The following is an 11971-nucleotide window of genomic DNA, read 5'->3' as shown; positions in this document are numbered from 1 at the left end:
GGGAACGCGGTCGTTGTTTTTATATTATTGTTAAACATTCATGTAAAGAACAGATAGTAGGAACATCACAATTGAGTTGCAAGTTATCCCGATTTAACCATACCCCTTGCATTCCAGCTGCTGTACTACTAATTGCATCTGTTTCTAATCGATCGCCAATATAATAGCAATCTTTCATTTCAAGATTCGATTGTAATACAGCTCTTTGAAAAATTTCAGGGTTTGGTTTCGATATACCAATTTCACTAGAAGTAAATATGCATTTGAAATATTGTAGAATGTTTAGAGCGGTTAATTTTTCGACTTGTTGTTCATAGTCACCATTACTAATGATACCTAATGAGTGTCCACCATGCTGCAAGGTCTGTAATGTATAGTGTACATCTTCAAACAAGGTCCAGTTGTTCTTATATAGTTCTATATATTGATTGAATCTGTGCTGAGATTCCTCGGGTGATAAGTTTAATCCATATGTTTTAAATAAATGATACATTCGCATCCCTTGTTGTTCTTGAAAAGATAATTCCTTGGATAAAAATTTGTTGAAATATTCTTCGGATAATTCATGCCAGACTTTCGTGGCCTCTAATTCATTATCTGAAAAAATAGTACTATATACTTGAAAGAAATCTATAATACCATTTCTTTCCGCGGCCTCATAATCAAGTAAAGTTCCGTCGATATCAAAAAAAATCATATGACAATCTCCTCGTTAATAACTATTTAGCGTTTTCCGCAACCTCATATCCTTTCACAAACAATAGCGTCATATAAGAAACAATAAATGAGAAGATGCTGTACATGCCAACCCAAAAGAAAAATTTTGGAGTAAAGGCGATAACACCTATTATTAAAAAACTAGCAAACGTTACAATCGGCATGACGTAATACGTTTTCGTCTTGCGTGTTCCAATAACAGAAACGATAAAGATAAGTAATGGACAAATTAATAAGACGAAAATCAATTCATTCATAGTTATGTCCCCTTTTCGAATGGAAGTAATCTGTTTCTCGTAAACGTTTTGAAATAAATACTCTCCTAATATAACTTCGCTAACATATACATAATCCCTTTTGAAAGCCAATAATTCATGATGAATTTTACAATGAAAAAACATAAGCAAGAGAACACTTGCTTATGTTATAGGATAAACATCGCAACGATGGTGGTGACAATTAAGCCAATCACAACTGGTAAAAAGTTTCGGCGTGCAAGTTCAAACGGATCCACTTTACAAATGGCAGCGGCAGGAATAAGCGCCCAAGGAATTAAAGTCCCGCCTCCGGTCCAGATTGCAGCAATTTGCCCAAGTGCTGTTAATGTAGCTGTTCCATGCCCAAGTGCTGTTCCGAAAAGATTGGCAATTGAACCAGCAAGTGATATACCGGAAAAGCCAGATCCATCTAACCCTGTTATGACACCAACGATAGTTAATGTTCCCGCTGATACATATTGGTTTAAAGGAACAGTTTGAGATAAGGCGATTCCTAAGTCGTTAATGATTCCGTGTGAACCTTTCGGTAAATAATCCCCGATAATTTTTACAAAGCCGCTATCTCCTAAATAAAAGAGTGCGGCAATTGGGATAACTGGACCAAAGATTTTAAAGCCAAATTGGAGCCCTTCTATAAAATAATCGGTCGTTTTATTTAGTCCATTACCTTTATAGGCGATAAGGGAAATGATGATAATCATAATAACAGTCGTCCCGCCGATAAGTGCAGTTGCGTCGTTGCCTTGTAGTTTAAATTGAATCATGCAAAGGATATCGATGGCATATACGATCGGAATGCAAATAGCGATCCATTTTTTTGTCCGAGAAGATAATGAAGTGAGCGTTTTAGAAGACTCAGTTGATGAAATAGATTCTTGCATCGATAAGCCTGTATGAAATTCTTTACGTAAGAAGAAAAATGCGACGGAAGTTGTTACAATGCCCATAACGACAACGAGCGGAACACTAGCAGAAACAACGCTGGAAACAGGAAGACCAGCAGCATCCGCTGTTAATTTCGGTGCACCTTGAATAACGAAGTCACCAGATAAGGCGATGCCGTGCCCGAATAAGTTCATAGCAATGGCAACTCCAATTGGAGGAAGACCGACGCGTACAGCGACGGGTAATAAAATAGCTCCCATTAAGGCGACAGCTGGAGAAGGCCAAAAGAAGAAAGAAATAGTCATCATTAAAAGACCGATAATCCAGTAGGCGAGGGTAGGGGTACGAATCATCTTTGTAAATGGTGAAATCATCGTATCATTTATACCAGTATGAACGAGTAGATTGCTCATGGATACGATAATGGAGATGATTAATATAGTTGGTAATAGCTCAGTAATAGCGTAAATGAAACTTTGAAAAATACCGCTAATGGCAAGAGGGATAGAACTTGTAGCGGATAATGCTAATAAAAAGATAAAAACGATACAAATAATCGTTGTATCTTTCCGGAGAATAAAAAAGGCGATAATAGTGAGTAAACAAAGAATATAGAGAGCGTGTAACAGTGTTAATTCAACTCCCATAACATTCACATCCTTTAGGCATTCGTGTAGTTTATTGTATGAAAGCAGTGAAAGTATGTGAGTATAGGAAAAAGAAAAAAGTGAAATTTCATGTACTGTAATAGTAAATGGATGATACAATACAATTAATCCTAAAAATGGGATTTAGGGAGGGCTTATGCACAAAAAAATTGGATTCTGGGGATTCGTTATATCTTGTAGTCTATTAATCATTTTAAATCTGTTTACAAACAATGAATGGACCAGTATCATACCTGTTTTCGGGTTTGTATTTGTACTTTTATATAACTGGGATGATATGAAAAAATATAGCAAGAAAAGTATTGGAATTATGATAGGTATCATTGTTGTTAGTTCGTTTGTCGTAGGGTTTATTTTAATAGAAGGTCAGAAGCAAATGGAAAAAATGTCTATTTTTCAAGAATGGATGTCGTCTGCAAAAGGTCTTTATATTGTCATTGTAGTAGTTATTTTTCTGAAAATTGTTATAAGCATAGCAAGTTACATATTAAAGAAGAAGTAGAATGGGGGAGTACGATTGAGAGAGAAAATAGGGTATTATGGCGTGCTCGTTTGTTTACTATTATCGGTTGTTTCAGGGCAATTTCTTAAAAGTGAATGGGTGCCAGTTATATTATGTATAGGAGTATTGATTTTTGCACCTATGTATCGCTGGAAAGAATGGAAGGCATATAGCCGAAAAAAGAAAATTGTTTTCAGCATCGAGTTTATCATTGTAATAAGCACGATTCCATTTTTGTTATTGAAAGGAAATGAGATAATAGATGGAATTGTAATGTTTCAAGGCTGGTTATTTATTGCGAAATTGATATATTTAATATGCATTTTAATGTTGGTAGCGGTAGTCGCCAAAAAAGTAAATGAAAAGCTTTTCGCTAATGAATAAAAGAAAATGCCACCTTATTCGGTGGCATTTTCTCATTTTACTGAATGAGCTTTTTGCATCTTTTTAATTAAACGAATTTGTCCGCGATGATTGATTTCATCTTCAAAAACGTGAAACCATTTAAAGTAGTTGTTTGCAGGTTTGTCATACCAAAATTCTGTCGTTTGAAATAGCCATTCATCAGGTAACGATTGAAAAGTCTCGATCGTCTTGGAACGTACTTCTTGTAATGAATTTATGTAAAATTCTATCGATTTTCCTTTTATTTTCTCGCGTCCAAGATCACCTAACTCAATAGCAGGTAACCACCGTACTAACTCAGCCTCCGTTGGTTCACGGTCTTCAAAAGTATGAATCTGGTAGTAAAATTCAATAGCAGCCATATGGTACAAAAGCATGCCAATTGAGTTTGCTTCCTCATCATATAAATAATCAAGTTCTTCAATTGTTAAACCTTCCACCGCTTGCATTGTTGTGTAGCGAGCGTAATTCATCATGGAAACAAGTTTAGAAAATTCAGGATGTAAACCATCTATTTTATCAATTACAAAATTCAATTTTAATTCCCCCTCTTTAAACGATGACTCCAGAGAAAGAATTCTATGTGCAACGAAAAACTCCTTTAAATAGGCTATGATTTTAACAAGGGATAACAATTAGTTCCCGATTTGATTTTGTAATAACTTCATATCCGTCTTTTGTAATGACAATATCATCTTCAATTCTACAACCGCCCCAGTTTGGTATATAAATGCCTGGTTCCACTGTAACAACCATACCTTCTTCTAAAGTAGCTTTACTTTCTTGGGATAAGCGGAGAGGTTCATGAATTTCTAACCCAAGACCATGACCAGTAGAGTGTCCAAAATATTGACCGTATCCATGTTCTGTAATGTAATCTCTCGTTATATCATCGATAGTTTTCGCAGTTTCTCCAGGTTTAATCGCTTCCGTCCCACGTTTTAACGCTTCTCGTACAACATTGTATATCTTTTTGAATTCTTCTGATGGTTCACCAATTGCTACAGTACGTGTTATATCGGAACAATATCCATCGTAAAGTGCACCGAAATCTAATGTAACGACGTCGCCTCGTTCGATTATTTTATTTGATGCAACTCCATGAGGAAGTGAAGAACGGATGCCAGAAGCTACAATGATTTGGAAGGAAGAGGATGTAGCCCCTTTTTTTCGCATGAAAAATTCTAACTCATCTCGTACATCATTTTCACTTATTCCTGGTTTGAGAAACGTAAGGATGTGGTGAAATGCTTCGTCAGCAATATTAGCTGCGATTTTCATTGTTTCTATTTCAGGCGTGTCTTTAATAATACGAATATTTTCGATGATTTCGCACACTTGAACCATTTCCGCATGTACGTATTTTTGTAAGTTTTTATATTGTTGCAATGTCATGTTGTTTTCTTCAATTCCGAGTTTTTGAATGTTTAATTTCGATACTTGATTTGCAATTTCTTTTTCTAAATTTCCTGTATGCATAATAATTTCAGCATCTTTTATTTGTGATTTCGCTTGATCTACATAGCGAAAATCAGTGATAAAAACAGCTTTATCCGCAGAGATTAAGACGACGCCAGCACTACCTGTAAAGCTTGTTGCATATTGGCGATTTTCTTTTTTTGTAATCAGTAATCCGTCAATTTCATAGTTTTGTAGTTGATTTTGGATTTTATTAATTTTTAAAATCATGTTCATTCCCCCTATTCACAGTATTGAATAAAGCAAATAGTGTGCCAAAATGTATATTTGAAGAAAGGATAGTAGGGAAAACATATATTTTAGGGGAGATAAGAAAATAGCCCACCATTTGCGGGAGACGGTTTATTCATAAAATCCAGATTGCTTCAATAAATAGCAGGGGGATAAAAAAATATTGATTGGAGTTACCCTCGTACTTTATTTACATGCTGTAAAAAAATTTATACAAACGTGAAATGACACTGTCAATTTTTTTGACAATATTGAATGGATATAGATATAGCAACTAAATTGAAAATAAATAAAAAATGCGTTGCTTATAAACAACGCATTTTTTATATTTACGCTTTTAATTTCATTACAGTATCAGCATCCGGTGTTACATATACGGTTTGCTGATTATCGTACGTAACAAAACCAAGTTTTGCACCACTCGGTTTTTTGACATGGCGTATTTTAGTGAAATCTACAGGAACAGAACTAGAATCTTTTGCTTTACTAAAATAGGCAGCGATTTTAGCAGCTTCTAACACAGTTTCTTCGGTAGGTTCAAGAGAACGAATGACAACATGAGACCCAGGGATATCTTTCGTATGTAACCAAATTTCATCACGACGGGCAAACTTCGTTGTTAAATAATCATTTTGTTTATTGTTTTTACCAACGAAAATCTCTGTACCATCACTTGCAAAATATTTATCTAATACTGGTTTGGTAGGCTTTTTCTTTGCGTTTTTCGTTTTACGATTGCGCATATAACCTTCTTCAGCTAATTCCTCACGAATTTCTTCAATATCTTTTGAAGAAGCAGCTTCCATTTGTTGAAGTAAGCTATCAAAATAAAGAATTTCTTCATTTGTTTTTTCGATTTGTTCTTCTACAACAACAACTGAATTTTTCGCTTTTTGGTACTTTTGGAAATAGCGTTGCGCATTGTCAGATGGTGTTTTTAAAGGATCTAATGTAATTTTTACAGTTCCGCCATTTTCGTCGTAATAGTTAACGACTTCAATATCTTTATCACCTTTTTTCAAAGCGTACATATTGGCTGTAAGTAGTTCTCCAAATAGCTGATATTTATCTGCTTTTCCGGCATCTTGTAATGTTTTTTCTAGTTTAATGAGCTTCTTCTCATTTTTATTTTTTTCGTTTTGCATAAAGCGCTCTAAATCATAAGCTTGTTGTTTTACACGGTCGCGCTCTGCTTTTCCGAAAAAGAAACGGTCTAGCAATTCACTAACAGATGCGAATGTCTTGTTTTCTCCTTGCAAGTGTGCAAGAGGGAAAAGATAAAAGAATTCTTTCCCATTTGAAGTAGTCATTGTTGGTGAATATGTATGAGTTAGTAATGGTTTTTGTATGGAGAAAAATGCATCCGCTAATGCCTTTTCATTTACCATACCTGCTTTTTTCACTACTTCTTTTGCAAATAACGGCGATATTCCCGTAAAGGTGCCGACAAGCTGCTTATCCATATTTCCAGATAGAAAGTCTAGCGGCCTAATAAATTCATCATTTGTTTCAATCTGAAGTGGGTTAATTTTATGTTGTGCTGGTGGTGCAACATATTCCGCCCCGGCGTATACAGTTCGATGTCGGTTTACTGCTAGAGAAACGTGTTTTAAGCTATCTAAAATATTGTTTGTTTTTGTGTCTACTAAAATGATGTTACTATGTCGTCCCATTATTTCAATTACTAATGTTTTTAGCGATTCGTCACCAATTTCATTTCTGCTGCGAACTGTAATTTGAATAATGCGCTCTAAATCAATTTGTTCAATTTTTTCAATGAATCCACCTTCTAAATGCTTGCGAAGAAGCATACAAAACATTGGCGGAAGTGCGGGTGAATCGTAATTTTGATTTGTTAAGTGTAAACGTGCATATGTCGGATGAGCGGAAAGAATCAGTTTTTGATTTTTTCCGTTTGCTCGAATATGTAATAAAATCTCGTATTTTGAAGGTTGGTATATCTTGGAAATTCTTCCTGTGTAAAGAGAATTTGCAATTTCATGTGTAATTGCTCTTGTAAATAATCCATCGAATGCCATAAATGAACACTCCTTTCTAACTAAAAGTTAATTATAGCATTTTTTTGGACGAGGCTGAATAAGCTTTCAATAGAGTATGTCTGGAATCAGGAGGTCGATAGTGGGATGAACTGGTATGGAATGCGCGCACATGAAGTGGAAGAAAGAACGAATACGAATGTGAAGGTTGGACTTACCGAGAAAGAAGCAGAAGGGCGAATAGAAAAATTTGGTGCAAATGAATTGGATGAAGCAAAAAGACCTTCTGCACTGATGGTATTTTTGGCGCAATTTAAAGATTTTATGGTACTTGTTTTATTTGGTGCAACAATAGTGTCGGCTTTTTTAGGTGAATACATTGATTCTATTGCGATTGTGGCAATTGTTATTATCAATGGTATTCTTGGCTTTTTTCAAGAAAGAAAGGCTGAAAAGTCACTGGAAGCTTTAAAAGAGCTAGCCGCCCCGCAAGTTACTGTGCTACGGAATGGAAAGTGGGTAAAGGCACCATCTAAAGCACTCGTTTTAGGGGATGTTATTAAATTTTCTAGTGGTGATCGTATTGGGGCAGACGTACGTCTTGTTGAGGCATCAAGTTTATATATCGAAGAATCAGCTTTGACAGGAGAGTCAGTACCAGTGCAGAAGAAGGTAGAAGCTCTGCAAGGGCAAGATGTTTCAATTGGTGATCAAAAAAATATGGCTTTTATGGGTACGATGATTACACGAGGAGCTGGAACAGGAGTCGTTGTAGCAACTGGTATGAATACAGCGATGGGCCAAATTGCAAATATGTTACAAAATGCAGAGCAGATGGAAACGCCACTGCAAAGAAGATTAGAGCAACTCGGAAAAATATTAATTATTGTGGCACTTATTTTGACAGCGCTTGTCGTATTAGCCGGTGTGTATCAAGGGAATGAAGTATATCATATGTTTTTAGCAGGCGTGTCGCTAGCTGTTGCTGCTATTCCTGAAGGATTACCAGCAATCGTTACAGTAGCTTTATCGCTTGGCGTACAGCGTATGATTAAAAAGAGAGCAATTGTAAGGAAGTTACCAGCGGTAGAAACGTTAGGATGCGCTTCTGTTATATGCTCTGATAAAACAGGAACAATGACGCAAAACAAAATGATGGTGACACATATGTGGTCAGGTGGAGAGTTATGGAAAGTGACGGGGCAAGGATATGAACCTAATGGCTCTTTTTTGAAAGGTGAAAAAGAATTCGATCCAGCTAAAACAAAAGCACTGTATCAACTACTTACATTTGGCTTACTATGTAATAACGCAAATATTATTCAAAAGAAAAAGGCGTATGTATTAGATGGAGATCCAACTGAGGGAGCGCTTGTAGCTGCAGCAATGAAAGCGGGGATAACGCGTGAGGCGCTGAAAGGGAAATTTGAAATTATTCGTGAATTTCCATTCGATTCAACTCGAAAAATGATGAGTGTTATTGTGCGAGATAGAGAGGGGAAAAAATTTCTTGTTACGAAGGGAGCACCAGACGTCCTCCTGCAAATGAGTCAAACGATTTTATGGGGGGATAAGCAACAACCGTTAAGTGAGTTATATAGAAAAGAAGTACAGGCAGCTATTCATAGTTTAGGTAGTCAAGCGCTTCGAACAATTGCAGTTGCATTTAAGCCGTTAAAAGTAACAGATTCTATTGAACATGAAAGAGACGTTGAAAAAGATTTTATGTTGGTCGGGATACAGGGAATGATTGATCCGCCAAGACCAGAAGTAGAACAGGCTGTGAAAGAGTGCAGAGAAGCTGGTATTCGAACAGTGATGATTACAGGAGATCATAAAGTGACAGCAATGGCAATTGCGGAACAATTAGGGGTTTTACCACCTGGTGGGCGTGTTGTTGAAGGAGTAGAACTCGCGAATATGGATGTAGAGGAACTAGAAAGTGTTGTAGAAGATACGTATGTATTTGCTCGAGTATCACCCGAACATAAATTGAAAATTGTTAAGGCGTTGCAAAATAAAGGGCATATAGTAGCGATGACAGGTGATGGAGTAAACGATGCTCCGGCTATAAAAACAGCGGATATTGGGATAGCGATGGGGATTACAGGAACAGACGTTGCGAAAGAAGCTTCTTCTCTTGTTTTGCTAGATGATAATTTTGCTACGATTAAATCAGCAATTAAGGAAGGTAGAAATATATACGAGAATATACGTAAGTTTATTCGTTATTTATTAGCGTCGAACGTAGGAGAAATTTTAGTCATGTTATTTGCAATGTTACTTGCATTACCGTTGCCGATGGTTCCCATTCAAATTTTATGGGTGAACTTAGTTACTGACGGTTTACCGGCGATGGCATTAGGATTGGATAAGGCGGAAGGGGACGTGATGAAGAGAACGCCGCGTCATCCGAAAGAAGGGGTATTTGCTAGAGGGCTTGCATGGAAAATTATAAGCCGTGGTTTTCTAATTGGAGCAGTGACGTTAGTGGCGTTTATTATTGCATATAATCAACATCCAAATGAGCTGAAATATGCACAAACTGTGGCGTTTGCGACGTTGGTACTTGCACAACTTATTCATGTATTTGATTGCCGAAGTGAACATTCTATCTTCCACCGTAATCCGTTTGGGAACGTGTATTTAGTAGGAGCGGTTATCATTTCTTTACTGTTAATGTTAGTGGTTATATATTACCCACCGCTACAACCGATCTTTAGTACAATGCCAATACAAGCGAGAGATTGGTTGTTAATTGGAGGCTTGTCATCAATTCCGACCTTCTTATTAGTAGGTTCTTTATTAACAGGGAAAAAAGGGAAGAAGGAAAAGCCAGTATTATATAAGAAGGGATTAAACTTGAAATAGTCAATGATATGAAAATGTGATATAATTTACAGAAGGTAGTAGAGCCTTGTCTCTATTACCTTTTTCATTGAGTTATTTCATGGCTTGGATGTGATAAAAAATGATTTGTAGTATGACAGGATTTGGAAGATCGAGAGTAGAAAATGATACTTTTCAAATTACAGTAGAAATGAAATCGGTGAACCACCGTTTTCTAGAGATGAGTATTCGACTTCCGAAGCAAATGATGGTATTTGAAGACAAAATTCGTAAAATAATTGCAGAGCAAGTTCGACGTGGGCGCATTGAAGTGTCTATTAGTATAACGGGTGAAGGGCTTGTTGAAAGAAAATTAAGTGTGAATTGGTCGCTTCTTGAGCAGTACCAATCGATTATGGAAGATATAAAAGGAAAATTTCAATTACAAGATTCTATTACACTTCAGCAATTAATGGCAATGCCAGAAGTAACAGCGATTGAAGAAGTAGAAAATGTAAATGAACAATTTGAGAACAGTTTATATGAGGCTGTTCGCCAAGCTGCTCATATGTTAAAAACGATGAGAGATGGCGAAGGAGAACGATTACATAAAGATATAGCGTATCGTTTACAAGAGATTCACAATTGTGTAAATGCAATTATTCCGCATGCACCGATTGTTACGCAAAAATATCGTGAACGATTAGAAAATCGCTTAAAAGAATTACATAATCAAGAACTAGATGAACAAAGATTGTTAACAGAAGTCGCAATCTTTGCAGAGCGTTGTGATATTCACGAAGAGTTAGTTCGTTTGCAAAGTCATTTAGAGCAATTTCGTGAAACACTGCAGATTGAAGAGCCTGTTGGAAGGAAAATGGATTTCATCGTACAAGAGATGCATAGAGAAATTAATACGATTGGTTCTAAGGCAAATGACTTAACAATTTCAAAATATGTTGTAGAAATGAAAAATAACCTTGAAAAAATTCGTGAACAAGTACAAAATATTGAGTAGCTTTCAAAAAATATATAAAGTTATACGTGGTGGAGAAATCGGATAGACTTACTAGGAGGCGCAAACTATGGCCATGCGGTTTTTAAATATTGGATACGGAAATATTGTATCTGCTCATCGAATTATTGCTATTGTAAGTCCGGAGTCAGCTCCTATTAAACGAACAGTACAGGAAGCACGCGAACATAATGCTTTGCTTGATGCTACGTATGGGAGAAAAACAAGGGCGGTTATTGTTATGGATGATGGGCATGTGGTATTAAGTCCAATTCAGCCAGAGACGATTGCACATCGTTTGAATAATAAAGAAGATTTAAGTGAGGAAGGGTAGGTTTTACATATTTATGAGAAGTAGAAGAGGATTGCTCATCGTTCTTTCAGGACCTTCTGGGGTTGGTAAAGGAACGGTTCGAAAAGAGCTGTTTAGTCATGAGGATACACGTTTTCAGTACTCCATTTCAGTAACGACACGTAAGCCACGTGAAGGTGAAGTAGATGGTGTGGATTATTTCTTTAAAGAGAGAGAAGAATTTGAGGAAATGATTCGTAATGAAAAATTACTTGAGTGGGCTGAGTTCGTAGGTAATTATTACGGAACACCGATTGACTATGTTGAAAAAACATTACAAGAAGGAAAAGATGTATTCTTAGAAATTGAAGTGCAAGGAGCAATTCAAGTTAAGAAAGCATTCCCTGAAGGTGTATTTATTTTCTTAGCACCTCCAAGTTTATCTGAACTAAAGAACCGTATTGTCGGTCGTGGTACAGAAACTGAAGATGTTATTGAAAATCGTTTAACGGTAGCGAAAGAAGAAATCGAAATGATGGACGCTTACGACTATGTTGTAGAAAACGATCAAGTTGAATTAGCTTGTGAAAGAATTAAAGCAATTGTGGTTGGTGAACATTGCCGCCGCGAAAGAGTAGCAAAATATTATAAAGAAATGACGGAGGGTCTATAA

At 36.4% G+C, this 11971-nt stretch carries 12 protein-coding genes; 6 read left to right on the top strand and 6 right to left on the bottom strand.

Features of this window, described 5'->3' with window-relative positions:
• Window positions 1–19: 19 nt before the first annotated feature.
• The 3 genes from MR115_RS03940 to MR115_RS03930 form a co-directional block, all read right to left on the bottom strand.
• A complete protein-coding gene (locus tag MR115_RS03940; protein WP_242240057.1) occupies window positions 20–697 on the bottom strand; it encodes an HAD family hydrolase in 678 nt (225 codons plus the stop codon).
• A 22-nt stretch (window positions 698–719) separates the two neighbouring features.
• The gene (locus MR115_RS03935) at window positions 720–974 is read right to left on the bottom strand and encodes a YbeF family protein (protein ID WP_025689243.1); all 255 of its coding nucleotides are present in this window, start codon (window positions 972–974) and stop codon (window positions 720–722) included.
• Window positions 975–1141: 167 nt separating this feature from the next.
• Window positions 1142–2527: a hypothetical protein gene (locus tag MR115_RS03930; RefSeq protein ID WP_242240054.1), complete on the bottom strand. Its 1386-nt coding sequence runs from the start codon at window positions 2525–2527 to the stop codon at window positions 1142–1144.
• Between the two features lie 157 nt (window positions 2528–2684).
• On the opposite strand from MR115_RS03930, the gene MR115_RS03925 reads away from it, so the two are divergent.
• Together MR115_RS03925 and MR115_RS03920 are read left to right on the top strand one after the other, a co-directional pair.
• Window positions 2685–3050 carry a YoqO family protein gene (locus tag MR115_RS03925; protein ID WP_242240052.1) on the top strand — a complete coding sequence of 122 codons (366 nt, stop codon included), beginning with the start codon at window positions 2685–2687 and terminating at the stop codon, window positions 3048–3050.
• Between the two features lie 15 nt (window positions 3051–3065).
• Entirely contained in the window at window positions 3066–3434 is a 369-nt protein-coding gene (locus MR115_RS03920; protein WP_048546051.1) for a YoqO family protein, read from the top strand.
• A 32-nt stretch (window positions 3435–3466) separates the two neighbouring features.
• Here the strand turns inward: MR115_RS03920 and MR115_RS03915 are convergent, their stop codons facing one another.
• The 3 genes from MR115_RS03915 to MR115_RS03905 form a co-directional block, all read right to left on the bottom strand.
• Entirely contained in the window at window positions 3467–3991 is a 525-nt protein-coding gene (locus tag MR115_RS03915) for a DinB family protein (RefSeq protein ID WP_242240049.1), read from the bottom strand.
• An 82-nt stretch (window positions 3992–4073) separates the two neighbouring features.
• Window positions 4074–5144 carry a M24 family metallopeptidase gene (locus MR115_RS03910; protein ID WP_242240047.1) on the bottom strand — a complete coding sequence of 357 codons (1071 nt, stop codon included), beginning with the start codon at window positions 5142–5144 and terminating at the stop codon, window positions 4074–4076.
• Window positions 5145–5494: 350 nt separating this feature from the next.
• Complete coding sequence (locus MR115_RS03905) at window positions 5495–7204, bottom strand: Rqc2 family fibronectin-binding protein (protein ID WP_097816863.1); 1710 nt, start codon at window positions 7202–7204, stop codon at window positions 5495–5497.
• Between the two features lie 105 nt (window positions 7205–7309).
• Here MR115_RS03905 and MR115_RS03900 point away from each other — a divergent pair, with 105 nt between their 5' ends.
• The 4 genes from MR115_RS03900 (at window position 7310) to gmk (ending at window position 11971) form a co-directional block, all read left to right on the top strand.
• The gene (locus MR115_RS03900; RefSeq protein WP_242240044.1) at window positions 7310–10033 is read left to right on the top strand and encodes a calcium-translocating P-type ATPase, SERCA-type; all 2724 of its coding nucleotides are present in this window, start codon (window positions 7310–7312) and stop codon (window positions 10031–10033) included.
• 100 nt (window positions 10034–10133) lie between these two features.
• Window positions 10134–11009 carry a YicC/YloC family endoribonuclease gene (locus MR115_RS03895; RefSeq protein ID WP_061678224.1) on the top strand — a complete coding sequence of 292 codons (876 nt, stop codon included), beginning with the start codon at window positions 10134–10136 and terminating at the stop codon, window positions 11007–11009.
• A 67-nt stretch (window positions 11010–11076) separates the two neighbouring features.
• Entirely contained in the window at window positions 11077–11340 is a 264-nt protein-coding gene (gene remA / locus MR115_RS03890) for an extracellular matrix/biofilm regulator RemA (protein WP_001251456.1), read from the top strand.
• 13 nt (window positions 11341–11353) lie between these two features.
• The gene (gene gmk, locus MR115_RS03885) at window positions 11354–11971 is read left to right on the top strand and encodes a guanylate kinase (protein ID WP_001257740.1); all 618 of its coding nucleotides are present in this window, start codon (window positions 11354–11356) and stop codon (window positions 11969–11971) included.

The sequence above is a fragment of the Bacillus cereus group sp. BfR-BA-01309 genome (assembly GCF_022664315.1).
GTDB classification, from domain to species: Bacteria; Bacillota; Bacilli; order Bacillales; family Bacillaceae_G; genus Bacillus_A; species Bacillus_A mobilis.
The sequence above is the reverse complement of the archived record's forward strand: the minus strand, read 5'-3'. Positions and strand labels throughout refer to the sequence as shown.

What these genes read in the sequence shown, in the direction of transcription:
- MR115_RS03910 (WP_242240047.1), bottom strand. Translation starts at nt 5,144, where the DNA reads ATGATTTTAAAAATTAATAAAATCCAAAATCAACTACAAAACTATGAA.
- MR115_RS03900 (WP_242240044.1), top strand. Translation starts at nt 7,310, where the DNA reads ATGAACTGGTATGGAATGCGCGCACATGAAGTGGAAGAAAGAACGAAT.
- MR115_RS03905 (WP_097816863.1), bottom strand. Translation starts at nt 7,204, where the DNA reads ATGGCATTCGATGGATTATTTACAAGAGCAATTACACATGAAATTGCA.
- MR115_RS03940 (WP_242240057.1), bottom strand. Translation starts at nt 697, where the DNA reads ATGATTTTTTTTGATATCGACGGAACTTTACTTGATTATGAGGCCGCG.
- MR115_RS03935 (WP_025689243.1), bottom strand. Translation starts at nt 974, where the DNA reads ATGAATGAATTGATTTTCGTCTTATTAATTTGTCCATTACTTATCTTT.
- remA (WP_001251456.1), top strand. Translation starts at nt 11,077, where the DNA reads ATGGCCATGCGGTTTTTAAATATTGGATACGGAAATATTGTATCTGCT.
- MR115_RS03930 (WP_242240054.1), bottom strand. Translation starts at nt 2,527, where the DNA reads ATGGGAGTTGAATTAACACTGTTACACGCTCTCTATATTCTTTGTTTA.
- MR115_RS03925 (WP_242240052.1), top strand. Translation starts at nt 2,685, where the DNA reads ATGCACAAAAAAATTGGATTCTGGGGATTCGTTATATCTTGTAGTCTA.
- MR115_RS03895 (WP_061678224.1), top strand. Translation starts at nt 10,134, where the DNA reads ATGATTTGTAGTATGACAGGATTTGGAAGATCGAGAGTAGAAAATGAT.
- gmk (WP_001257740.1), top strand. Translation starts at nt 11,354, where the DNA reads ATGAGAAGTAGAAGAGGATTGCTCATCGTTCTTTCAGGACCTTCTGGG.